Origin of the sequence: Granulicella cerasi, from assembly GCF_025685575.1 — a bacterium.
Taxonomy (GTDB): domain Bacteria; phylum Acidobacteriota; class Terriglobia; order Terriglobales; family Acidobacteriaceae; genus Granulicella; species Granulicella cerasi.
In genome coordinates, this window is record NZ_JAGSYD010000004.1 from 266719 (window position 1) to 290100 (window position 23382).

General features: G+C 60.7%; 19 protein-coding genes and 1 tRNA gene. 9 read left to right on the forward strand and 11 right to left on the reverse strand.

Going from position 1 to position 23382, the window contains the following annotated elements:
• Positions 1–6: 6 nt before the first annotated feature.
• The gene (gene lysA / locus OHL11_RS14805; RefSeq protein ID WP_263372304.1) at positions 7–1281 is read left to right on the forward strand and encodes a diaminopimelate decarboxylase; all 1275 of its coding nucleotides are present in this window, start codon (positions 7–9) and stop codon (positions 1279–1281) included.
• On the opposite strand, the gene OHL11_RS14810 is transcribed toward lysA, so the two are convergent.
• Genes OHL11_RS14810 through purF form a run of 8 tightly spaced genes read right to left on the reverse strand, consistent with a single transcriptional unit; the run spans position 1278 to position 12085 of the window.
• Positions 1278–2354 (reverse strand): 5-(carboxyamino)imidazole ribonucleotide synthase, encoded by a 1077-nt coding sequence (locus OHL11_RS14810; RefSeq protein ID WP_263372305.1) that lies wholly within the window; start codon positions 2352–2354, stop codon positions 1278–1280. The genes lysA and OHL11_RS14810 overlap by 4 nt on opposite strands.
• Positions 2351–2857 (reverse strand): 5-(carboxyamino)imidazole ribonucleotide mutase, encoded by a 507-nt coding sequence (gene purE / locus OHL11_RS14815; RefSeq protein WP_263372306.1) that lies wholly within the window; start codon positions 2855–2857, stop codon positions 2351–2353. Before purE ends, OHL11_RS14810 begins: the two co-directional genes overlap by 4 nt.
• Positions 2854–3438, reverse strand: a complete 585-nt coding sequence (gene purN / locus OHL11_RS14820; RefSeq protein ID WP_263372307.1) for a phosphoribosylglycinamide formyltransferase — start codon at positions 3436–3438, stop codon at positions 2854–2856. The genes purE and purN overlap by 4 nt, the downstream gene beginning before the upstream one ends.
• Positions 3435–4757 (reverse strand): phosphoribosylamine--glycine ligase, encoded by a 1323-nt coding sequence (gene purD, locus OHL11_RS14825; RefSeq protein WP_263372308.1) that lies wholly within the window; start codon positions 4755–4757, stop codon positions 3435–3437. The genes purN and purD overlap by 4 nt, the downstream gene beginning before the upstream one ends.
• Positions 4757–5710, reverse strand: coding sequence for a phosphoribosylaminoimidazolesuccinocarboxamide synthase (locus OHL11_RS14830; RefSeq protein WP_263372309.1), 954 nt, complete (start codon positions 5708–5710; stop codon positions 4757–4759). Before OHL11_RS14830 ends, purD begins: the two co-directional genes overlap by 1 nt.
• Positions 5707–6762: a phosphoribosylformylglycinamidine cyclo-ligase gene (purM, locus tag OHL11_RS14835; protein ID WP_263372310.1), complete on the reverse strand. Its 1056-nt coding sequence runs from the start codon at positions 6760–6762 to the stop codon at positions 5707–5709. Before purM ends, OHL11_RS14830 begins: the two co-directional genes overlap by 4 nt.
• A gap of 6 nt (positions 6763–6768) precedes the next feature.
• Complete coding sequence (purL, locus tag OHL11_RS14840) at positions 6769–10590, reverse strand: phosphoribosylformylglycinamidine synthase (protein ID WP_263372311.1); 3822 nt, start codon at positions 10588–10590, stop codon at positions 6769–6771.
• Positions 10574–12085, reverse strand: coding sequence for an amidophosphoribosyltransferase (purF, locus tag OHL11_RS14845; RefSeq protein ID WP_263372312.1), 1512 nt, complete (start codon positions 12083–12085; stop codon positions 10574–10576). Before purF ends, purL begins: the two co-directional genes overlap by 17 nt.
• A gap of 310 nt (positions 12086–12395) precedes the next feature.
• On the opposite strand from purF, the gene OHL11_RS14850 reads away from it, so the two are divergent.
• The 4 genes from OHL11_RS14850 to OHL11_RS14865 all read left to right on the forward strand — a co-directional run bounded on the left by OHL11_RS14850 (position 12396) and on the right by OHL11_RS14865 (position 15952).
• Positions 12396–13136, forward strand: coding sequence for a YebC/PmpR family DNA-binding transcriptional regulator (locus tag OHL11_RS14850; protein ID WP_263372313.1), 741 nt, complete (start codon positions 12396–12398; stop codon positions 13134–13136).
• A gap of 73 nt (positions 13137–13209) precedes the next feature.
• Positions 13210–13926, forward strand: coding sequence for an acyloxyacyl hydrolase (locus OHL11_RS14855; RefSeq protein ID WP_263372314.1), 717 nt, complete (start codon positions 13210–13212; stop codon positions 13924–13926).
• Positions 13927–14868, forward strand: a complete 942-nt coding sequence (gene ftcD, locus OHL11_RS14860) for a glutamate formimidoyltransferase (protein ID WP_263372315.1) — start codon at positions 13927–13929, stop codon at positions 14866–14868.
• 142 nt (positions 14869–15010) lie between these two features.
• The gene (locus OHL11_RS14865; RefSeq protein WP_263372316.1) at positions 15011–15952 is read left to right on the forward strand and encodes a hypothetical protein; all 942 of its coding nucleotides are present in this window, start codon (positions 15011–15013) and stop codon (positions 15950–15952) included.
• Between the two features lie 66 nt (positions 15953–16018).
• Here the strand turns inward: OHL11_RS14865 and OHL11_RS14870 are convergent, their stop codons facing one another.
• Both OHL11_RS14870 and OHL11_RS14875 read right to left on the reverse strand, forming a co-directional pair.
• Positions 16019–16312: an anti-sigma factor family protein gene (locus OHL11_RS14870; protein WP_263372317.1), complete on the reverse strand. Its 294-nt coding sequence runs from the start codon at positions 16310–16312 to the stop codon at positions 16019–16021.
• Positions 16309–16992: a sigma-70 family RNA polymerase sigma factor gene (locus tag OHL11_RS14875; protein ID WP_263372318.1), complete on the reverse strand. Its 684-nt coding sequence runs from the start codon at positions 16990–16992 to the stop codon at positions 16309–16311. The genes OHL11_RS14870 and OHL11_RS14875 overlap by 4 nt, the downstream gene beginning before the upstream one ends.
• Before the next feature lie 138 nt (positions 16993–17130).
• Between OHL11_RS14875 and OHL11_RS14880 the strand changes: the two genes are divergently transcribed.
• The 3 genes from OHL11_RS14880 (at position 17131) to OHL11_RS14890 (ending at position 20895) form a co-directional block, all read left to right on the forward strand.
• Positions 17131–19500 carry a transglycosylase SLT domain-containing protein gene (locus OHL11_RS14880; protein ID WP_263372319.1) on the forward strand — a complete coding sequence of 790 codons (2370 nt, stop codon included), beginning with the start codon at positions 17131–17133 and terminating at the stop codon, positions 19498–19500.
• A 42-nt stretch (positions 19501–19542) separates the two neighbouring features.
• Positions 19543–19629 (forward strand) — tRNA-Leu (locus OHL11_RS14885).
• 66 nt (positions 19630–19695) lie between these two features.
• The gene (locus OHL11_RS14890) at positions 19696–20895 is read left to right on the forward strand and encodes a glycosyltransferase family 4 protein (RefSeq protein ID WP_263372320.1); all 1200 of its coding nucleotides are present in this window, start codon (positions 19696–19698) and stop codon (positions 20893–20895) included.
• Here the strand turns inward: OHL11_RS14890 and thiS are convergent.
• On the reverse strand, positions 20880–21113 hold the full coding sequence (gene thiS / locus OHL11_RS14895) for a sulfur carrier protein ThiS (protein WP_263372321.1): 234 nt from the start codon (positions 21111–21113) through the stop codon (positions 20880–20882). The genes OHL11_RS14890 and thiS overlap by 16 nt on opposite strands.
• A 151-nt stretch (positions 21114–21264) precedes the next feature.
• On the opposite strand from thiS, the gene OHL11_RS14900 reads away from it, so the two are divergent.
• Positions 21265–23382: a DUF1800 domain-containing protein gene (locus OHL11_RS14900; RefSeq protein WP_263372322.1), complete on the forward strand. Its 2118-nt coding sequence runs from the start codon at positions 21265–21267 to the stop codon at positions 23380–23382.

Genomic DNA, 23382 nt, shown 5'->3' on the forward strand with positions numbered 1-23382 from the left:
GGTCTGGTGAGTTCCTCAGCTTCTCCCAGACCTTTCGTGTACGACGGCGATCGCCTCGTATGTTCCGGCGTCGACGTCGCCGCGCTCGCCGATGAGTTCGGCACACCGCTTTACGTGTACAGCGCCGACGCCGTCCGCGAGCGCGTGGCGATGATCGCCAACGGCTTCGCTGGTGTCGATCACACCATCTGCTACGCCGTGAAGGCCAACTCCGCGCTTGGCTTGTTGAAGCGTCTCGGCGCATTAGGATGCGGCTTCGATATCGTCTCCGGTGGCGAGTTGGAGCGTGTTCGACGCGCGGCGCCAGAGGCCGTTAGCCGCGTCGTGTTCTCCGGCGTCGGCAAGCAGGCGTGGGAGATGGATGCTGCTCTCGAAGCAGGCATCCTGCAGTTCAACGTGGAGAGCGAAGCCGAACTTGAGTTGCTCGCAGAACGCGCGCAAGCACTCGGCAAGACAGCACGCGTAGCACTGCGCGTGAACCCGGACGTCTTCGCGGAAACGCACCCGTACATTTCGACCGGCATGAGCGAGCACAAGTTCGGCATCGCCATCGCGCGTGCTCGCCAGGTATACGCCCGCGCGGCGCAACTGGAAGGCATCGAACCCACCGGCGTCAGCGTTCACATCGGTTCGCAGATCCGCTCCGTTGAGCCTTTCGCGGCTGCCTTGCAGCGCGTGCGCGAACTCGTCGAAGAGCTGCGTAAGGATGGCATCAACCTTCGCAACGTCGATGCAGGCGGTGGCTTCGGCATCGAATACGGAACAGCCGCATTCGATCCGGCAGCCAGCGTGCAACAGTACGCCAAGGCACTCCGCTCGGTGCTCGAAGGCTTCGACGCACATCTGCTACTCGAGCCCGGCCGCTTCATCATCGCGCAGGCGGGCGCTCTCGTTACGCGTGTGCTCTACACCAAGCAAAACGGCGCCAAGCGCTTCGTGATCGCGGACGCTGCGATGAATGATCTCATCCGCCCCGCGCTGTACAAGGCCCACCACGAGATCGTGCCGGTGCTGCTCGACGCGTCGCGTCCGGCCAGCAAAGCCGACATCGTCGGGCCGGTGTGCGAAAGCGGAGACTTCTTCGCGCAGGACCGTGAGACCGCAGAGCTTCGCTCCGGTGATCTGGTAGCGCTGCTCGATGCAGGCGCTTACGGCATGTCGCTCGCGTCGCACTACAACACGCGCGTCCATCCGGCAGAGGTGCTGATCGAAGACGGCAAGACCGTCCTGATTCGTCGCCGTGAAACGCTCGACGACCTCTTCGTCGCCGAGTTGTACTAGTCTGCCAGTCGCTTCTTCCACTCTTCGATCGTCGCAGTTTCTTCTGCGGCGATCGTGAGGTGGCCGACCTTGCGTCCTTCGCGTGCAGCCTTGCCATAGTCGTGGCGGTGCAGCGCAGGGAACGCCTTGGTCTCTTCCAGCGTCGGCATGGAGCCGATGCAGTTGAGCATCACGGTGGGCTTGCTCGCCGTCGAACCCAACGGCCATCCCAGTACCGCGCGCAAATGGTTTTCAAACTGCGAAGTCTCTGAGCCTTCGATCGTCCAGTGGCCGCTGTTGTGAACACGCGGGGCCATCTCGTTCGCAATCAGGCTGTCGTACGTCACGAAGAACTCGACCGTGAGCACACCGACGTAATCCAGTGCCTGCAGCAGAGACTTCAGGTGTTTCTCCGCAAGCTTCTGCATCTTCTTGTTCTCGTACGGGGCCGTCGAAACACGCAGAATGCCGGCGCGATGTTCATTGCGTACTAGTGGATAGAACGCCAGCTCGCCGTTAGCGCTGCGTGCAGCAATCAGCGAAACCTCGCATTCGAAGTCCACCATGCCCTCAAGAATGCACGGCGCTCCGCCGGTATGTGCCCAGGCCGATGCAGCCTCATCCACATGCGAGATGCGAACCTGACCGCGGCCGTCATAGCCGAGACGACGCGTCTTCAGGATGCTCGGCGCACCGATGACCTTGAGCGCCTCGGTCAAATCGCGCAGGGAATTGATCTCCGCGTAAGGAGCTGTCGCCACGCCATTGAAACGAAGGAAGTCCTTCTCAAAGAGACGGTCCTGCGCGATCTTCACGGCACCAGCATTCGGTGCGAGATTCGTAAGATTCGCGAGCACGGGAGCCTCGATGTTTTCGCTTTCGAGCGTCAGCACATCCACCGTATCGGCGAAGGTCTGAACCTCATCGACATGCTCCAGATCCACCACGATGAGCGGAGCGACTTGCTCTGCGCAATCGCCCGTGGACCCAGCACAGATCACGTCGACGCCAATGCGCTCACCCGCCTCAGCGAGCATAAGCGCAAGTTGTCCAGCGCCAAGAATGCCGACGCGCGGCTTGGATGCATTACTCATTTGCGGGGGTCAGGTCCCTTCAAAACCGTCTTCGTTTGCTTGGAGCGAAAGAGTTCGATCTTCTTCGCCAACGTCTCATCGTGCGCCGCGAGCATCGACACCAGAAAGAGCGCCGCATTGCGCGCTCCCGCTTCGCCGATCGCAAACGTCGCAACAGGAACGCCAGCTGGCATCTGCGCGATCGAAAGCAGCGAATCAAGGCCATTCAACGCGCGGCTCTTCACCGGGATACCGAGTACCGGAACGGTCGTCTTCGATGCGACCATGCCCGGCAGATGCGCCGCTCCGCCAGCGCCAGCGATGATGGCACGCAAGCCGCGGGCCTTCGCCGACTCCGCATAACGCATCATCTTGTCGGGCGTGCGATGCGCACTCACCACTTCAACTTCATACGCCACGCCAAACTCATCGAGCGTCTTCGCAGCAGCTTCCATGGTGGGCCAGTCAGACTTCGAGCCCATGATGATGCCCGCAACGGGCGCGACCTTCTTCTTCGTTGTCATCGTTTGCTCCAGTGGCGCAGCACTTCTACGAACGCTTGTTGTTCGAGAGCCTGCACGCGGTCCTTCAGCGTTTCAGGGGTATCGCCCGGCAAAACAGGGCAGCGCATCTGCAACACGATCGGGCCTCCATCCACCTCTTCAGTCACATGGTGGATCGTGCATCCCGTCTCGTCGACGCCAGCAGCAAGCACGGCCGCGTGAACGTCCATGTTCATGCCGCCTGCGAATAGCGGCAGCAACGAGGGATGCACGTTGAGCAGCTTGCCTCGCCAATCATTCACGAACTGCGGCGTCACGATACGCATGAAGCCGATCATCAACACCAAGTCCGCACCCACTGCTCGTAGAGCTTTCGTCGCTTCCGCCTCCCACGCCTCGCGCGACACGCCCTTCGCCGGAATCCAGAGCGACGGCACATTATGCAGTTGTGCGCGCTCAAGAATCCCTGCGTTTTCGCGGTCGGAGAGTACAAGCACGAGCTCAACGTCGAGCGACTTCTCTCGAATCGCATTCAGCAGACCTTGCATGGCGGTGCCCCGCGTGGAACCGAGTACCGCGACCTTGAGTGGAGTCTGGCTCATCGTGCGCGCAGCTCCTTCATCATGCGAATGCGGAGATCCAGCGCGGGCTTTGTCGCGATGTCCGAACGGAAGAAGAACGGGCCACTGACAGCATCGCAAGCCTGCTGGCAGAGCGCTTCAGCTTCGGCGATCGTGCTGCCCACAGCAACAAACCCCACCGTGCGCGAACCAGTCGCGACGAGCTGACCATCCTTCTCGTCCACCGCTCCAAGGTATGTCGTCACCGCGGAGGGAAGGCCTGAAGGCAACACAACATCATCGCCTTTGCGCGGAGCTTCAGGATATCCCTCAGGCACGATGTACTTGCATACACTCGCCTGCGCGTTGAACTTCACTTCAACGGAGTCAAGCTTCTCATCGGCGATTCCGCGACAGATCGCAACGAAGTCGCTCTCGAGCAAGGTTAGAAGATTCAGCGATTCAGGATCGCCGAAACGCGCGTTGTATTCGATGAGCCGAACGCCCGTTGCTGTCGCAATAAAGCCGCCGTAGAGGATGCCGCGATACGGCTCACCGCATTGCTCACGCAACGCCGCAATCGTGCGCTCGTTGATGCTCTGCGCAAGGGCAATGTCGTTCGGCTCGAGGAACGGCAACGATCCATCAGCATCGGTATACGTTCCCATGCCGCCGGTGTTCGGGCCTTCGTCGTTGTTGTAGGCGCGTTTGTGGTCCTGCACGGCGGGCATGTGTCGCAGCGTTGTGCCGTCAGAAAAACTCAGCAGCGAAAACTCCTGCCCAATGAGCTTTTCCTCCAGCACAAACGGACGCCCCGCAGCGGTCAACTCTTCGCAGTAAGCCAGGCTCTCTTCCAGTGAATGCAGATGATCGCCGTAGACTTTGACGCCCTTGCCGCCAGCAAGGCCATCGTCCTTGATGACATGGGCAGCGGGGAAACGGTCGAGCCATTCCTGAACGCCATCCATCGAAGTGAAGCGCTCAAACGCAGGGTTCGCGTCGATGCCCGCAGTGTCCAGCAGCGAACGGGTAAAGCCCTTACTCGATTCAAGCCGCGCCAGCGAAGCCGTAGGCCCCACATTCGGAACGCCAGCGCTCCACAGCGCATCGGCCACACCTGCAGCAAGCGGATCTTCAGGCCCAACGATCGCAATCGTCGCCTGATGCTCCACCGCAAAACGCGCCACAGCGACAGCATCCGTCGTCTTGCCCGTGGTGTAGGCGGAAGCGAGTGCCGCGATGCCGGGGTTACGTGCGCTGCCGAAGCAAAGCACTTCGGGCTGCTGCGGCGAGCGAGCGAGCGCGACAGCAATAGCGTGTTCGCGAGCGCCTGAGCCAACGATGAGGATGCATTCCGACATTAGGCGAGCGCCTCCGCGATCGTTGCGTTCAGCGGACGAGGATCGGGCGCGAAGGTCTCGCCCGTAATGGTCTCGAAGAGCTGAATGTAGCGCGCTGCAAGCTCCGCGATCAGCTCTGGCGGCGGCGTGGGCAATGTCGCATCTGCGTAAGGATCGCAGCGCTCGCGGAACCACAGGCGAAAGAACTCTTTGTCGATCATGTGCGGCTCTTTGCCATCCGCCACGAGTTGCTCGTAAGAATCAGCCAACCAGTAGCGGCTCGAGTCAGGCGTATGCACTTCGTCGATCAGGCGAATCGTGCCTTCGCTGTCCACGCCGAACTCGTACTTCGTATCGACGAGAATCAGCCCATGCTTCGCGGCCTCCTGCTGACCGAACGCGAAGAGCTCAAGCGCCTTCATCTGGCAGTAAGCCCATTGCTCTGCGGTCAGCCAGCCCTCACTCACAATCTCCTCCCCGGTGATGGGGCGATCATGCGTCGTTTCCTTCGTCGTTGGCGTCACGATGTTCTGCGGCAACGGCTGGTTCTTCTTCATGCCATCAGGAAGCGTGATCGTCGCGAAGCTGCGTTCGCCGTTCTGATACTTCGTCCAGATCGATGTATCGGTCGAACCCGTGAGGTATCCACGCACCACGAACTCGATCGGAAGCACCGTACATTTGCGGCCCAGCAACGCATTCGCGTGCGAACTTGCCAGCACGTGGTTCGGCACGATGTGCTGCGTACGTTCAAACCACCACAGAGACGTGCGATTCAGCACCTGCCCCTTGTAGGGAATCGCGCCCAGCAAACGATCGAAGCCGCTCTGACGGTCGGTGGTGATCAACAGCAAGCGACCATCATTCAGGTCATACGTGTCGCGCACCTTGCCTGTGTACTTCGTGCCCGTTGGAACGTCCGTCTGCGCAAGGCAACCCGGGATAGCAGCGATGAGTGTTTGCGGATCGATCACTCTGCCTCCACGAGCTTGACGCCCGCATGTGCTCTCGTGACCTTGCCGATCTCCCAAACGCGGAAGGGCGCAAACGCCGTGCTCAACTCTTCAAGCAGTCCGGCAGGAGCGATGATCGCAAGACCAACACCCATGTTGAAGACGCGGTGCATCTCTTCCGCATCGATGTTGCCAAGCTTCTGCAGCAGCGCGAAGATCGGCTGTGCAGCCCACGAGCGAACATCGATGTCCGCACCAAAACCTTCGGGCAGCACGCGCGGCGTGTTCTCCACGAGTCCACCGCCGGTGATATGCGCCATGCCGCGGATCGGCAGCCCTGCATCGAGCGCGCGACGAATCGGCTTCACATAATTCGCATGTGGCGCGAGCAGTACATCCGCAAGGCTCTTGCCTTCGAGCTCTGCAGGCGTGTCGTCCACCTTATGCTTCGCGACCTGGAAGAGCAGCTTGCGCGCTAGCGACCAGCCATTGGTGTGCAGGCCCGTGGACTCTACGCCGTACACCACATCGCCTTCCTGCGTAGTCGAGCCATCAAGCAGCTTCTCGCGGTCCACAACACCTGTAACGAACCCCACCACATCCAGTTCGCCCGGAGCATAGACCGCAGGCATCTCGGCGGTCTCGCCACCCACGAGGGCGATGCCTGCTTCGGCGCAAGCATCGCTCATGCCGCGCACAATCGCCTCGATGATCTCAGGCTCCACCTTGTGAATGCCGAGGTAATCGAGGAAGGTCAACGGACGCGCGCCCATCACGGCGATGTCGCCTGCAACCGCGGCGACAAGATCACGGCCGAGCTCTTCGTAGCGACCGGCCATCACGGTGACCTTCGTCTTCGTGCCAACGCCGTCGGTGCTTTGCACCATCACGGGATCAGCGAGCCCGGCCACGGCGTCCTTCAGCGAAAAGAGCGAGCCGAACGCGCCGAGGCCCGAGAGCACGGCGGAGGTATGCGTCTTCGCCACATGCTGCTTCATGCGGCGGACAGCTTCGTTACCGGCCTCGATGTCGACGCCTGCAGATTTGTAATCGATGGTTTCAGGTTTGCTCATGAGTCCTTATCCAATCCACTTGCGCGCGTTATCAAACATGCGCTGCCAGGGGCTGTGTTCAAGCTTGCGGGTCCACGTGTGCTGCTCACCCAGGAAGACGCGCTCGGGGTGTGGCATCACAATCAGCGCGCGACCATCATCGCTCGTGAAACCAGCGATGGCGTCGGCCGATCCATTCGGATTCAGCGGATATTGCTGCGTTGCCTTGCCGTAGGTGTCGACATAGCGCATGGCGACGGCAGCATCAGCAGGCGCTTCGTGCACTCGGCCTTCGCCGTGCGCAATCGCGATCGGCATCTGCGATCCAGCCATGTCCGCGAACATGATCGAAGGCGATTCAGGAATCTCCACCATGCAGATGCGAGCCTCAAAGCGCGCGGAAGTGTTGCGCAGGAATCGCGGCCAGTGTGCGGCGCCGGGGATCAGGTCGCGAAGTTGCGCCATCATCTGGCAACCGTTGCAAACGCCGAGCGAGAAGGTGCTCTCGCGCGCGAAGAAGTTCGCAAACATCTCCGCAAGCTGATCGTTGTAGAGAATTGTCTTCGCCCAGCCGGAGCCCGCGCCAAGCACGTCGCCATAGCTGAATCCACCGCAAGCGGCGAGGCCGGTGAAGTCGTTCAGATGCGCGCGACCGGCAAGCAGATCGCTCATGTGCACATCGACAGCCGTGAAGCCCGCGCGATCAAACGCTGCGGCCATTTCAACCTGTCCGTTCACACCTTGCTCGCGCAAGATCGCTACACGCGGACGAGCCAGCTTCAGGAACGGCGCAGCCGGACGCTCCGCGAGATCGAAGCTCGCGCGGACCGCGATGCCCGGACGCGTTGCATCCTCGAGCAGCGCAAATTCCTGGTCTGCGCATGAGGGATTATCTCGACGGCGAGCGACCGCATGCGACGTCTCCGACCAGACCTTCTGGAGGCCCGTGCGTGAACTCTTGTAGAGCTCCGCACCAACGACGATCTGGTTCTCGGCAATCGCATCTGCTGCATAGACCACATGCAAACCAGCGCTGAGAATGATGCTCACAACTTGTGAGCGGTCTTCACGCCGAACGGCGATCACGCCACCAAGTTCTTCGTTAAAAAGTCCCTCAATAGTCGACACTTCGTCGCTTACTTGAAGTCCGCTCTGGCTGGCAAACGCCATCTCGAGCAAGGTGGAGAGGAGGCCGCCATCACTGCGATCGTGGTAAGCCAACAGCAGCCCATCACGGTTAAGGCGTTGGATAACGTCGAAGAAGGCCTTGAGCTTCGCAGGCTCCGGCGTATCAGGCGCATCGTTGCCCATGAGTCCAAACGCCTGCGCGAGCGCGGATCCGCCCATGCGAGGAACGGCGACACCAAAGTCTACAAGCAGCAACGCCGCGCTCTTGTCTTCGAAGCTCGGCGTCAACGTGCGGCGAACGTCTTCCACCGGCGCGAAGCCCGAGATGATCAGCGAGAGCGGCGACGCAACTGACTTCGCCGCACCGTCATCACTCCAGCGTGTGCGCATGGACATCGAATCTTTGCCGACAGGAATCGTGATGCCGAGAGCAGGGCATAGCTCCATGCCTACAGCCTTCACCGCGTCATACAACGCTTCGTCCTGGCCGGGCTCGCCGGCAGCGGCCATCCAGTTAGCGGAGAGCTTGATGTCCGAGAGCTTGGAAATCGCGGCTCCAGCAAGGTTCGTAATCACCTCACCCACAGCCATGCGCGCCGACGCTGCCGCATCGATCACCGCAAGCGGCGTGCGCTCGCCGATGGCCATCGCTTCGCCGGTCTTTGAGCCGTGCGAGGTCATCGTGACAGCACAGTCGGCAACCGGAACCTGCCACGGGCCTACCATCTGATCCTGCACCGTGAGTCCGCCGATAGAACGATCGCCAATGGTGATCAGAAAGTTCTTCGAAGCGACCGCAGGCACGCGGAGGACGCGCTCGATAGCCTCTGCAAGCGTGATCTTCGAAAGATCAAGCGACCGCTGAGCCAGGTCGATACGCTCGAAGCTGCGCTGCATCTTCGGCGGCTTGCCGAAGAGGAGCTGCATGGGCAGATCGATAGGGTTCGCATCGCCGTCGCGCAGCTTGAGTTCCTGCTCCGCAGTGCCCGTGCCGACCACGGCATACGGACAGCGCTCGCGCTCGCAGAGGGCGATGAAAATGTCGAGGTTCTCCGGTGCGATCGCAAGCACGTAGCGCTCCTGCGACTCGTTGCACCAGAGCTCGAGCGGGCTCAGACCTGCTTCCGCACGCGGCACCGCATTCAGGTCGAAGTCTCCGCCAAGACCGCCGTCCTTCACGAGTTCCGGGAACGCGTTCGACAGACCACCAGCGCCGACATCATGAATGAACGCAATCGGATTCGCGTCGCCCATCTGCCAGCAACGATCAATCACTTCCTGCGCACGGCGCTCGAGCTCAGGGTTCTCGCGCTGCACGCTGGCGAAGTCGAGCTGTTCATTCTGTCCTGAAGAACCAGACGATGCAGCACCGCCGCCAAGGCCAACCAGCATCGACGGCCCACCGAGCGCGACGAGCTTATAGCCGGGCTTCATCGCGCCCTTCTCGACATGCTCTGCGCGAATGCTACCGAGACCACCTGCGAGCATGATCGGCTTGTGATATCCCCACGTGCGATCGCCATCACGCTGCTCGAAGGTGCGGAAGTAGCCGGTCAGGTTCGGGCGACCAAACTCGTTGTTATAAGCCGCGGCGCCAAGCGGCGCTTCCATCATGATGTCGAGCGGACTTGCAATGTTTGCAGGCTTGTCTTCGGCAAACTCGTACGCTTGCGTCAGCTCGGGGATGCGCAGATTCGAAACCGTGAAACCCGCAAGCCCAGCCTTCGGCTTCGCGCCGCGACCGGTAGCGCCTTCATCGCGGATCTCACCACCCGCGCCCGTCGCCGCGCCCGGAAAGGGCGAAATCGCCGTCGGATGGTTGTGAGTCTCTACCTTGCAGAGAATGTGGACATCTTCCTCGTGCGCCTTATACTCATGGCTGCCCGGCTCAGGGAAGAAGCGTGAGCCCTTCGATCCGCTGATGACCGCCGCATTGTCGCGATACGCCGAGAGCACGTTCTCACTCGACTTCTCGTAGGTGTTGCGAATCATGCCGAAGAGGGAATGCTCCTGCGGCTGACCATCAATCGTCCACGAGGCGTTGAAGATCTTGTGGCGGCAGTGCTCGCTGTTCGCTTGCGCAAACATGTAGAGTTCCACGTCCGTCGGGTTGCGGCCGAGCGCGGTGAACTCACGCACGAGGTACGCGATTTCATCGGCGGCCAGCGAGAGTCCCAGCTCGCGATCTGCCTCTTCGATCGCAGCCGCACCGCGCGTCAGCACGTCGACATGCGTCAACGGACGCGCATGGTGCTCGGCGAACAGGGCAGAAAAGCTTGCGGCGCCGTCTACGAAGACCGCCTCCGTCATGCGATCAAACAGCCCCGCCGCGACTTCATCGATCGAGACCGTACCTGCGATTGAAACCACGCGCGCACGCTCAATGCGATCGACCGCCACGAAGCCCGTGTTCCGCAGAATGTCCGTTGCTTTGCTCGACCAGGGGCTGATCGTGCCGGGGCGCGGGCCGATCCAAAGGCCGGAAGAGGGAAGCGGCTCCGCGCTCAACTCCACCAGGCCGCCGAGCTTCTTCAACTCCTCGGCAGGCAGCTCGTCTACACCCGGCTTCAACGCAAGGATGTAGACGTACTGGCCTTCTACCGCAGACACACCAGCACCGAGCTTCGCCAGCAGGCGATCGGCTTCAAAGGATGAAAAGACACTCTCTCCTGGCAGTACCAGGATGCGTTGGCCGGAGACAGAACTAGAGGTGTGCTGCAAGGTTTCTCGTGATGTGGCTGGTGACATCTTCGTTGATCTTGGTTGCGTCATTGCGTTGTTTTTCGAGCGCGCGGAGATACTCCTCCGTCACGTCACCCGTGATGTAGTGCCCATCAAACACCGAGCCTTCAAACTCCGTGAGATGTGGCGCACACTCGGTCACGGACTGCTTCAGGTCTTCGAGGTCCTGGAAGATGACCTTGTCCGCCCCGATCTCTTCGGCCAGTTCATCGAGTGTCTTGCCGCTCGCCACGAGTTCCGCGCGCGAAGGCATGTCGATGCCATAGACGTTCGGGTAGATCACCATGGGCGAAGCGGAGCAGACGTAAACATTCTTCGCTCCAAGTTCGCGCGTCATCGCGATGATCTCTTTGATCGTGTTGCCTCGCACGATGGAGTCGTCTACCAGCAGAACGTTCTTGTCCTTGAACTCCTGCGGGATCGGATTCAGCTTGCGACGAATTGACGCCTTGCGCTGTTCATTGCCGGGCATGATGAAGGTGCGGCCCACGTAGCGATTGCGCACGAAGCCTTCGCGATAGGGAATACCGAGCCGGTTCGCAATCTCGATCGCAGAGGTGCGGCTGGTCGAAGGGATCGGCACCACTGCGTCGATCTTCACGTCCGGCCATTCGCGGAGAATCTTGTCGGCCAGCTTGTCGCCCATGTTGATGCGGCACTGGTAGACGCTCGCGCCATCAAGCACAGAATCCGGACGCGCGAGGTACACAAACTCAAACAGGCACGGCGCATTCGTATGCGGGAGCTTCGTCTTGTACGTGTGCAGCTTGCCATGAATGTCGATGAAGAGACATTCACCCGGCTCGAGGTCGCGTACCAACTCGAAGCCATCCACCTGCAGCGCAACGCTCTCGCTCGCGACCATGTAATCCGTGCGGCCGTGGATGGTGCGCTGGCCGTAGACGAGCGGGCGAATGCCGTGCAGATCGCGGAAGGCAACGATGCCCACCGTCGAGATCATCGCGACCACGGCGTATCCACCCTTGCAGAGACTGTGCGTGTCTTCCACCGCAGCGAAGACATCTTCCGGCGTCGGGCGAATGGCGTCTCGTTTGCCGAGCGCGTGGGCGAAGACATTCAGCATGACTTCGCTGTCAGAGGTCGTATTGAGATGCCGCAGGTCCTTCTCGAAGACCGTCTCGATAATCTCGTCCACGTTCGTCAGATTGCCGTTGTGCGCGAAGACGATGCCGTGCGGCGAGTTCACATAGAACGGCTGCGCTTCCGCTACCGAGCCGCAACCGGCCGTCGGGTAGCGTACGTGGCCGATGCCCATGTCGCCAAGCAGTTTGGCCATCGACGCGACATCAAAAACCTCGGTGACGAGGCCGTTGCCCTTATGCAGATAGAAGCGATTGAGAAACGATGTAGCGATACCCGCCGCGTCCTGCCCGCGATGCTGGAGCATGGAGAGGGAATCGTAAATAACCTGACTTACAGGGCGATGTCCGAAGACGCCCACAATGCCGCACATGAATCCCCACAGACGTTAGTGAGTGACGTTGCGCGAACACGCCTACGACGCATTCGCAGTGGCCGTGGTACGTACCCTATGTTCTCATGCCGAGCGGTCGATTTGTTACAGCTTCGTAACGTAGCTCGTGTGACGAGGCGATGAACGCAAGATAGTTGTTGAAAACTCACGCGATAGCACGCTGAGGTTTTCGAGCGTCGCCAGCCGGTGGTAAACTTCGGCTGACGACTGTGGCACCGCGGCCGCCTCTCTGGCGGCCTGTTTCATGTCGAGCCACGGAAATCGACACATCTGTTCGAGGTCTCAAAGCATGTCCGGCCATTCAAAATGGGCAACAATCAAGCATAAGAAGGGCGCTCTCGACGCCAAGCGTGGCAAGATCTTCACCCGCCTGATCAAGGAAATCATGGTCGCGGCTAAGGCCGGCGGCGGAGATCCGGACGGCAATCCGCGTCTGCGTACCGCCATCGCAGCGGCGAAAGCCGAGAACATGCCCAACGACAACATCGCCCGCGCCGTGAAGCGCGGTACCGGTGAAATCGAAGGCGCAAGCTACGAAGACATCGTCTACGAGGGCTACGGCCCCGGTGGCGTCGCCGTCATCGTCGAAGTGCTGACCGACAACCGCAACCGCGCGGTGAGTGAAGTTCGTCACGCCTTCTCCAAACAGGGCGGCAACATGGGCGAATCCGGCTCGGTGTCGTTCATGTTCTCGAAGAAGGGCCTGATCGTCATCGAGAAGGACGCGGCTGATGAAGACAAGCTCACCGAAATCGTGCTCGACGCTGGCGCAGAAGACCTCTCCGGCGAAGGCAACTACTGGGAAGTCACGACCGCTCCCAGCGATTTCCAGGCCGTAAAGGACGCTGTAACGTCGGCAGGCATTACGCCTGCGTCGGCTGAAGTCACGATGATCCCCTCGACCTACACCAAGCTCGAAGGCGCACAGGCCGCAGCAATGCTCCGCCTGCTCGACACGCTCGAAGACCTCGACGACACGCAGAATGTGTATTCGAACTTTGACATGGATGAGGAATCGGCCTCGGCGTAGCGTTCATCTGAAGTACAGGTAGCCGCGAACGCCGCCACAATGCTGGCGGCGTTCGCCTGTGAAGGAGTGGTAAGTGAAGAAGTTTGCTCTTGGCCTTTTGGCGTTGATGGTTTTCCCCGTGGCAAACGCGCAGCAGGCGATCCGCAAGGACACCGGCAACGGCATCCTGAACACGCCTGCCCCCAAGTGGGAGTACGGCGTCTTCGTGCAGGGCGGCAATGGCCTCGAAGACCGCACGGCGTATCACTTTTTCTCAGCAGGCGTGCAGGCCGGCCGCATCCTCACCGACGACTACACTTCGCTCAAGGCGAACTTCGAGTACGGGGTAGAGGTGCTGCCGCTGTGGCAGAGCTACACTCCGAAGTTCCAGAAGCTGAACTGCGTCGCCACCGGCACCACCACGACAAGCTGCTCCGGCCCCACGAACACCGGCGGAACCTACCGCGGCGTCAGCATTGTGCCGATCAAGCTGCGCATCAACATGAACCACGGCGGCAAGATCCAGCCCTGGATCCAGGGCGCTGGCGGGCTGATCTACACCACCCGCAAATATCCGCCGATCGGCAACACAAACCCGCTCGACCTTTCGCAGAACGGCCCCAACGCCGACACGAGCGTCTGGAACTTCGACCCGCAGTTCGGCGTCGGCATGCACTACTTCCCGAAGCCCCGCCGCTCGCTCGATTTCAGCGCGAACGGGGTGCACATCTCCTCGGCTTCGCTCGGCGACAAGAACCCGGGCGTCAACACCGGTGTGCAGTTCACGCTTGGCTACACGTGGTGGAAGTAAATGCCTGACCAGAACTCCCATGATCAGCATCCTATCGTCGAGTGCGTCCCGAATTTCTCAGAGGGCGTAGACCGCGACAAGGTCGTCGAAATCGTCCGCGCCATGCGCGTGGACGGCGTACACCTGCTCGACTGGTCGATGGATTCGGACCACAATCGCTCGGTCGTGACGATCGCCGGTATGCCGGAAGCCGTCGTCGAGGCCGCCATCCGCGGAGCAGGCAAGGCCGCAGAACTCATCGACCTCACCCAACAGACCGGCGTTCATCCACGCATCGGCGCTGCGGACGTTATTCCGTTCGTCCCTGTCTCCGGAGTCTCGCTGGTGCAGTGTGCCATGCTGGCGCGGCAGGCGGGCATGGGCATCTGGCGGCGTTTCGGCGTGCCGGTCTATCTCTACCAGGCTGCAGCTTCACGCCCGGACCGCGTGAACCTCGAAGACGTTCGCCGCGGACAATTTGAAGGACTCTCCCGCGAAGTTCAGCGCGACTCCACGCGTCGTCCGGACATCGGCGGCCCCGAGCTCCATGCGACGGCTGGCGCTTCGGCCATTGGCGCGCGTCAGTTTCTGATCGCCTACAACATCTACCTCGGCGAGGGCGAGACCTCCGACGTCGGCCTGGCGCGCACGATCGCCAAGGAGGTTCGCAACTCCTCCGTCGGCCATCTCGGCGTGAAGACCATGGGCGTGATGGCCAATGATCGCGCGCAGATCAGCATGAACATTACCGACTTTACCCGGACGCCGGTCTCCAAGGTGCACGCGATGGTCCGCGAGATCGCCGAGCAGCACGGCGCGAAAATTGGCGACGGGGAACTCATCGGCCTCGTGCCCGAAGAGGCGTTTGACCCCACGGCCGACTGGGTTCGCGAGATTCCGGATTTCGATCCAGCGCAAAAGGTGCTGGAACGGCGCTTGCAAAGTCCTCTTTTATGGCCCTAAATGGCTAAGCGACGGTTTCCTCTAACCCTTCGCTCGGTCGTGCGTCCAAACTGTTGTCAGTACCCAAAGATTCAGCGAGAATAAGAACGGCTTCCGCCAGGAAGCGACCGATTCGGGAGTAAACGTGACCACCAGCAAGTTCATGAAGTTTGGGACCACCTTCGCGGGGCTCGCCATGATGGCCGCCACCGCCGCTCATGCCGCACAGTTGAGCGTAGACGCTCGTTCCTCCATTCCGAAGGACGTTCAGCAGATCATCGTTGTCGACTACAAGGCGATGCAGCAGTCGCCGGCCGCGATGCAGCTGAAGGACCGCGTACTTCCGCCCGAGCTGAAGCGCCTCGAAACCGCGCTGAAGACCTCCGGCCTCAAGGTGGATCGCGACGCGGAAACGCTCGCCTTCGCCGCCTTCCGCGCTCCCGGTGCGGACGGCGCTCGCATTCTCGGTGTGGCCCAGGGTCAGTTCCAGAACGCACAGATCATGGCAAACTTCGCCAAGCAGAAGACCAAGCCGGTCATGCTCCGCCACACGGAGATCTGGCCGATGGGCTCGGCAGGCATGAGCGTTGCCTTCCTGAACCAGACCACCATGATCTTCGGTGACCGCGAAGCCGTGAAGTCGGCCCTGGACGCCCGCGACGGCATCATCTCGAACTTCCTGCAGAACAGCGAGATGATGAACGAAATGACCGCTGTCGACTCGCGTCCGGTCTGGAGCCTGCTCGACCAGAAGGGCACGCAGACGATGATGAAGTCCGTGCTCGGCGAAGCTTCCTCGCTCGCTGACTACGACACCGTAAAGCAGCGCCTGAAGTCGGCTCGCTACACCATGGACTTCAACAACGGTGTGAAGTTCAACATGTACGTCGTCACCTCGGACACCATGACCGCAGCCACTGCAGCGACCTTGATGAAGGGCGTCATGATCCTGAAGAAGACCTCGGGCAGCCCGCTCGAGAAGTCGGCCATGGACGGCACCACGATCGACTCGAGCGGCGGTACGCTCACCGTGGACTACTCGTCGTCGGACTCGAACTTCGCCAGCCTGCTCGGTTCGCCTCTGTTCCAGCAGGTCGTGAAGTAAGCATCGCATCACAGCAATAGAAAAGGGCGACCAGATGGTCGCCCTTTCGCTTGCCTGAAAACTTGTTTACTTCGCCTTGGACGGCGTCACCGACTTGGAGTTGATCGTCAGGCCATCTTTGTTGACGCCAATCGCACGGCAGCGGTCCATGATCGCGCCGCGAAGCCGATCGGCAACGGGCGAGGGCAGGTCGTACTGCTCGTTCTTGCGATAGAAGTCGATCGTGTGACGGGTCGTGTCGACAACCACTTCGCAGTGATGGCAGCTACACAGATGCGTCTTCACCTCTTCCATAATGGACGGGTCTATCGTCCCGTCGAAGAAGTCGGTGAGTTTGGCGAGAAATTCTGTGCAGTTCACTTCGTGGCCTCTTTCGTCTGCCGGAAGTAGCGGCTGAGACGTTCGCGTAATTGTAGTCGTGCGCGCAGCAGTCTGGATTTCACTGCGGGTACGCTCAACCCCAATGCCTCCGCAGTTTCCTCCGTCGACAAGTTTTCGATGTCTCTCAGTGTGAAAACGGTGCGAAAACCTGGCGGTAAACCTGCAATTGTCTTCTGCAGGATCTCCGCAAGCTCGGATTGCGAGTAATTCTGCTCCGGATTCGGCCTCCACTCGGCAAAATCCCGGGGGATCGAGCCCTCGTCCGTCTCGACCTCCTGGTCCATGGAGACGGTCTTGGAGGTCTTGCGGCGGCGCAAGCGCATCAGGCTCTCGTTCACCGCGATGCGAACGAGCCAGGTCGAAAACTTGGAGTTGCCCTGGAACTGGTCGAGCTTCTGGAAGGCCTTGAAGAAGACGTCCTGCGTAATGTCCTCGGCGTCTTCGCGGTTCTGGGTAATGTGTTGCGCAGTGCGGAAGATCTGGCGCTCGTACAGGCGTACCAGTTCTTCGAAGGCGGCGGTGTCGCCAGCCTTCGCGCGCTCCACCGTGGCCAGGTCCTTGTCCGGGGACAAGGGGCCGGTCGCTGGAGCTTCTGCCGCCTCCGGTACGAAGGGGATAGCGTCGACGTTCTGATCGGACGATGTGCTGGTAACGGGCATACGGTTCACTATTCAGTGTACGACACCATGCAAGCGCGGTATCTCTGTTGGTTCACCGAAAGCTTCTCCTGTGCATGGCGCAACCTCGCAAGCGTCATAGAGTCAATGCAGAGGGGCAGTACGTTGATGGAGAGCAGGATGAAGTTCGGGCTCACGATGTGGCGCATGTCGGCCGCCACGGTGGCATGTTGCGCAGCGTTGTGCTGCGCGGCCGATGCCGCAGCGCAAACCAGAAAGAAGCACACTACGGCCGCCAAGAGCAGCGCGTCGCACCCTCCCCATGCCGCCGCCAGCAGCCATAAGTCCTCGGCCCATGCGCAGCCGCGTTCCTCGCATAAAGCCGCGCCCTCCAGAGCGGCCGCACACGGCAAGCACTACACGAAAGCTCCCGCCGTGGCCGCGACAGCCGAAAGCCGCCGCCTCTCCAGCGCTTTCACCGCCAGCTCTCAGCTGCGCCCGATGGCCCAGCAGCTCGCCGCCACGCGTTCAGCAGCGGCGTACTCCGGCGTCCGTTCCTACGCAGCCTCCCACACCGGCGAGGCCTCCGCGGCCGCGTACATCGCGCTCGGACACGCCGCACAGCTCGACCACAACTACAGCGACGCCCAGCGCGCCTACGCGCAAGCCGCCGCCTCAGGGGACGCGCTCGACGATTACGCCGACTATCTCGGCGCACAGTCTGCTCTGCAAGCGGGCCACGCCAACGACGCCATCCAGATCCTCTCGGGCTTTACGCAAAAGCACCCAAACAGCCTCTTCGTCCCGAACGTTCCGACCGCTCTCGCAAACGCGTACCTGGCCAATAACGACGCTGCCGACGCGATCCGCGTGCTGAGCGCCGTGCAGGGAACTCCCGCAGCGAACAAGGTCGACTTCCGCTCCACGCTGGCACGCGCCAACCAGATGCGTGGCAACACGGCCGAAGCGGCGCGCCTCTATCGAGGCATTTACCTCGGCGACCCCATCGCACCCGAGGCCCAGACCGCCAGGACGCAACTGCAGGCGATGAACGTTCCGCTAACCGCTGCTGAAAGCAAGCAGCACGCCGACGCGCTCTACAACGCCAAGCAGTACACGCTCGCCGCGCAGGAGTACCGCGCGCTGCAGAAGAACGACGCCTCGCTCTCACAGGCCGACCGCGACGCGCTCGAGATATATGCCGCCGTCTGCGACCTCCGCCTCAAGCGCCTGAGCCACTCCGACGTTTCACACCTGCCGGTAACGGGGGACGACTCCGCAGCCCTCAAGCTCTATCTCGACTCCGAGCTCGCGCGCAACGACAACGACTTCGCGCAGCACGACATCATCGTCTCGCAGCTCGAGCAGCAGTACCCGCATAGTCGCTGGCTGGAAGAGGCCCTCTACTCCGGCGGCAACATGTACCTCGTCAAAGGCGACATGGCGAACGCGGAGAGCAACTACGAACGGCTCGTAGACCGCTTTCCGCGCTCGACCTACGCTCCATCCTCGCACTGGCACGCAGCGTGGCTCAGCTACCGCCTGCGTCGCTTTTCGGACGCTGCTCGCCTGATGGATGAGCAGATCCAGCGCTATCCTGCAGGCAGTGAGGTCCCCGGCGCACTCTACTGGCGCGCCCGGCTGTACGAGGACGTCGAGCACAACCTCGGCCAGGCGGAGAACTACTACCAGGCGCTGAGCGCGTCCTACATCAACAGCTATTACGCCATGCTCGGCCGCCAGCGTCTCGCTGTGATCCAATCCCAGGCACAGAGCGTGCCGCCGCCTGCGGCTTTGGCGGGTATTCATCCTGTCGAAGGCTACCGCCTGACCGCCGATCTTCCTGAGAATGACGTGCACCTGATCAAGGCGCGCCTGCTGGCAAACGCCTCGCTCAACGAGTACATCCGGCCGGAACTCCAGCTCGGTGATCCCAACAATGAGTGGTCCGCATTCGCCGAAGCCCAAATTTATCAGAGCTTTGGTGAAAACACTCGCGCTCTGCAGGCGATGAAGCGCGCAAAGATTCCGTTCTTTTCCTTGCCGGTAAGCAACGTCCCCATGGAGTACTGGCAGATCGTCTTCCCACGGCCATACTGGTCGCAGCTGACCGCGGACGCACAAGAGCAGGGAGTTGACCCGTATCTCGTCGCTGCACTCATCCGGCAGGAATCCGAGTTCAACCCCGGAGCTGTCAGCCACGCGAACGCCTACGGCCTCATGCAGCTGATTCCGTCCACAGGCAAAGCCATCGCCAAGCGCCGAGGCATGCGTCATTTCCAGACGTCCATGCTATTGGATCCCAGCACGAACCTCGCGCTCGGCGTTGAGGACCTCCACAACAGCATCGCCAAGTACGGTGGTCAGGTCGAATACGCGCTGGCCAGCTACAACGCCGGCGACACGCCCATCCGCCGCTGGATCAACATGGGCGGCTACAAGGACATCCCGGAGTGGGTCGAATCCATTCCGTACACCGAGACCCGCGAGTACGTTCAGGCCATTATCCGCAACCGCGAAATGTATCGCGCCATCTACAGCGGACGTTAGTCAGCGGCATCGCTCCGGACGCGATAGGATGGAAGCAACCGAGCCCAGATGGTGAAATCGGCAGACACAGCGGACTTAAAATCCGCATCCCGCAAGGGAGTGGGGGTTCAAGTCCCCCTCTGGGCACCAAGTTCATCTACGTCCGATAACAGATATTCTGATGCCGAGACGTAGCCCTCGATTCATCCGCTCACTATGCGCATTGCTCAAGCTGTATTCGGCGTCTTTCATCACTTTGACCTTGCGCGTGAGCTGGATCGCCGAGGACACCTTCAGCGCATTTACTCCACCTGGCCTTGGCGTCGACTCCAACGCGAAGGCCTCGCGCACGATAAGGTGGCGACCTACCCGTACTTCCATACACTTCAGTTCGCGCTTGGCCGTGTCCCCGGACTCTCACCCTACCTCGATGATTGGTTCCAGCCCATCGTCGCTCCGACATTCGATCGCTGGCAGATCCGCCAGTTCGAGCGGCAACTTCGTCGCGGCGAACCCTTACCGGAAGCTCTGATCTCCATCGCCGGAGCCAGCCACTATGCCGGACTATGGCTGCAGCAGCACGGCGGCAAGTTCATCTGCGATCGCGGCTCAAGCCATCACCGCTTTCAGATGGAACTCGTCTCGGACGAGTTCCGCCGCTGGGGCGCACCGCAGGAGCCCGTGGACATCCGCAACGTTGTCCGCGAAGAAGAAATCTACGCCGTGGCCGACGCCATCTCCGTTCCGTCCAGCTTTGCGGCCCAGACTTACGTGGACATGGGTATCCCCCCGGAGAAGCTGTACTGCATCCCGTACGGCGTCAATCTGGAACGCTTCAAACCGGCAACCGCTCCTCCGAGCCAGGAATTCAACATCCTCTACGCAGGCTCGCTTGGCATCCGCAAAGGCATCCCATACCTCCTCCAAGCCTTTCAGAAACTTCCCTATCCTCATAAGAAATTGAGGCTTGCAGGAAGCGTATCGGAAGAGATGAAAGCTATCCTCCCCACGTTGCCCACGGACGGGGTGGAATTCTTGGGTCCGCTTCCGCAGGGCGAGCTCATCAGCTGGATGCAACGCAGCCACCTTCTCGTGTTGCCCAGCATTGAAGACGGATTCGGCATGGTTCTGGCGCAGGCTCTCGCCTGCGGCTGCCCCATCCTCTGTTCACAGAATACCGGCGGCCCCGACCTGGTTCAGGACGGCCGAGAAGGCTTCATCGTGCCCATTCGCGATGTGAACTCACTCGTAGATCGCATGGATCGTTTAGCTCAGGATCGCATCCTGTGGTCCGAGATGCGGGAGGCCGGCCTCCGTCGAGTCGCTACGCTAGGCGGATGGAAAGACTATGGCGATAAATGGGTCGAAGTGCTCCAAAATCTGATTGATACCGACAATACTCAATCTAACAGATAGCTTCCCCCGCCCACGAAATGCACAATTTCGAGGCGGTCACCGCTCTGGACTATCGTTTCGGACCACGAGCTCCGAGGCACGACCTCCCCGTTCACTTCCAACGCAATTCGGTCAGGCCGCACGTCGAGATGTTTCAGAACTTCGGAGATTTGCGGCGTCTCGACCGAGAGCTCTCGACGGTGACCATTGACCGTAAGCTGCAATGTGCTGCCTTCCATAGCTGACTTCTCTTGCTTTCCGCGGATTTTCACCGCACTCTTGCCACTCCAAGCGTAGCAGCGTGTGAGAATTGCCGAAAGTCCGGCCCGGAAGCGACACCGCGCGTCTTCCCGGGTCTATGCTGAGAGCGGTTCGCCTCAGGGGAATTTTATGTCGATGAATCAGGTCTCTGCGGCCCGGCGCGCGTCACTTGCCGTGCTGTTGGTCAGCGCTTCTCTAGGCTGCATCGCCCAGATGCAGCAGCAGCCAGCTACCGTCACTCAGGATGCCACATCAGGGCAACCCATCTCCGTCGCCCCCGACGCCAGTTCGGCGGCTATAGCGTCCGAGCTGGTAACGCTCCCCGCCGGCGCCGACAAACTTACGGGTGACGCCCGCATCCTGATGATTCTGAACCGTTTCACCTACGGGCCCCGGCCAGGAGATATCGAGCGCGTTCGCGAGATCGGGATTCAGGAGTGGTTTCATCGGCAGCTGAATCCTGAGCTCATCGACGATCGCGCCTTGCAGGAACGCCTGAACGAATACCCGGCCATGAGGCTCCCTCTGGAGCGACTCTTCGCCGAGTTCCCCTCCAACGAAATGGTTCGGACCGCCATTCGGAGCGATGGAAAGCGAGACGGTAACGTCGGCGATGCCTCTGGACGAGCGCTCTTTCGCGCCCGACGCGAGGTACTGGAGGAAAAGTACGACGTGAAGAGGTCCGGAAATCAGCAGACGCGAGCAGGTGCGCCGGGTGCAGATGCCGCTCCTCCTGTACCGATTGAGCGCCTGCTCGCCATGCCCCCTCAGGAGCGCTTTAAGGCTCTCTGCAAGCTGACCGTGCCCGAGATGGATGCCGTACGGCGGAACCTGAATGACGAACAGCGACAGCAGCTCGTCGAGCGCCTCTCTCCATCACAAATCGAAACGCTCGAGGCCTATGACAACCCTCGCGAATTCGTCGCCTCAGAGGTGGTGGAGACGAAGATCCTGCGCGACGTCTATTCAGAGCGTCAGCTGCAAGAGGTGATGACAGATTTCTGGTTGAACCACTTCAATGTTTACATGAAGAAAGCTGATTCATCTGCCTATTACATCAGCAGTTATCAGAGCAACTCGATTCGCCCCTACGCGCTGGGAAACTTCACCAATCTCGTGCTGGCAGTCGCTCAAAGCCCAGCGATGCTGGAGTATCTTGACCAGTACGAATCCGTGGGGCCGCACTCAGATTCCTCCCGCGTAGACAGGATTCGAAACAATCGCGCTCAGGGGCTGAATGAGAATTACGCCCGTGAAGTGATGGAGCTGCACACCATTGGGGTCAACGGCGGATACACACAGAAGGATGTCACCGAGCTTGCCAAAGTGCTGACTGGATGGACGATCGACCGCGGATTCTTACGCGGCGATCCCACGCGCCCCGTATTCGACGAGAGCAAGCATGAACCGGGCAAGAAGGTCGTTCTCGGCGAAACGGTCCAGGATGGTGGCGTGCAGGAAGGAGTCCAGGTCCTAAAGCGTCTGGCGGCAAGCCCGCAGTGCGCTCACTTCATCTCGAATAAGATCGCGGTACGCTTCGCCGGGGACAATCCACCGCAGGCGATGGTCTCTCGCATGAGCGCTACCTTCCTTGAGACCCATGGAGACATTCGACGGGTTCTGATCGCCATGATCAATTCTCCAGAGTTCTTCCAATCCTCAAGCTATCGGTCGAAAGTAAAGACACCACAAGACTTCGTCATTTCTGCGGTTCGCGCTACGGATGCCGATGTGCAGAACCCCGCTTCGCTAGCGACAGCGATTGCGAACCTCGGACAGCCGATCTTTGGACACCAGACGCCGGACGGATATTCGATGAGCTCTGATGCGTGGAACTCGACGACCGCGCTCGTGAGTCGCATGAACTTCTCCGTGGCACTTGCCTCAAACCGCGTCCAAGGGGTCACGCTCGAGCTTTCCCAGATCCTCGGCCCTGACTACCTCAATCTGTCAGGGAAACAGAAACAGGATTTGATTGAGGCCCGCCTTCTGCACACAGAGGTCTCGCCGAAGACGGAAGCTCTGATCTCTCGGGAGGTCAACGCCTCGGCCGATGACCAACGCGCCCAGCTTCGTCAGGTCGCCCCCATCCGAGCGCAGATCCGATTCGGTAAAGGCAAGAATGCGATGCGAGGAGCAGTCGGCAACTTCAGAAACGGCGGCATGCTTTCGGATGGAAGCCTCGATCTTCCAGCCGCGCTCGCCACCGGGTTGGTTCTGGGCTCGCCGGAGTTTCAGCGTCGATAG

Coding starts and splice junctions, on each gene's coding strand:
- OHL11_RS14810 (WP_263372305.1), bottom strand. CDS start 2,354: ATGAGTAATGCATCCAAGCCGCGCGTCGGCATTCTTGGCGCTGGACAA.
- purE (WP_263372306.1), bottom strand. CDS start 2,857: ATGACAACGAAGAAGAAGGTCGCGCCCGTTGCGGGCATCATCATGGGC.
- purN (WP_263372307.1), bottom strand. CDS start 3,438: ATGAGCCAGACTCCACTCAAGGTCGCGGTACTCGGTTCCACGCGGGGC.
- purD (WP_263372308.1), bottom strand. CDS start 4,757: ATGTCGGAATGCATCCTCATCGTTGGCTCAGGCGCTCGCGAACACGCT.
- purM (WP_263372310.1), bottom strand. CDS start 6,762: ATGAGCAAACCTGAAACCATCGATTACAAATCTGCAGGCGTCGACATC.
- purF (WP_263372312.1), bottom strand. CDS start 12,085: ATGTGCGGCATTGTGGGCGTCTTCGGACATCGCCCTGTAAGTCAGGTT.
- OHL11_RS14850 (WP_263372313.1), top strand. CDS start 12,396: ATGTCCGGCCATTCAAAATGGGCAACAATCAAGCATAAGAAGGGCGCT.
- ftcD (WP_263372315.1), top strand. CDS start 13,927: ATGCCTGACCAGAACTCCCATGATCAGCATCCTATCGTCGAGTGCGTC.
- OHL11_RS14865 (WP_263372316.1), top strand. CDS start 15,011: ATGAAGTTTGGGACCACCTTCGCGGGGCTCGCCATGATGGCCGCCACC.
- OHL11_RS14875 (WP_263372318.1), bottom strand. CDS start 16,992: ATGCCCGTTACCAGCACATCGTCCGATCAGAACGTCGACGCTATCCCC.
- OHL11_RS14880 (WP_263372319.1), top strand. CDS start 17,131: ATGAAGTTCGGGCTCACGATGTGGCGCATGTCGGCCGCCACGGTGGCA.
- OHL11_RS14890 (WP_263372320.1), top strand. CDS start 19,696: ATGCGCATTGCTCAAGCTGTATTCGGCGTCTTTCATCACTTTGACCTT.
- thiS (WP_263372321.1), bottom strand. CDS start 21,113: ATGGAAGGCAGCACATTGCAGCTTACGGTCAATGGTCACCGTCGAGAG.
- OHL11_RS14900 (WP_263372322.1), top strand. CDS start 21,265: ATGTCGATGAATCAGGTCTCTGCGGCCCGGCGCGCGTCACTTGCCGTG.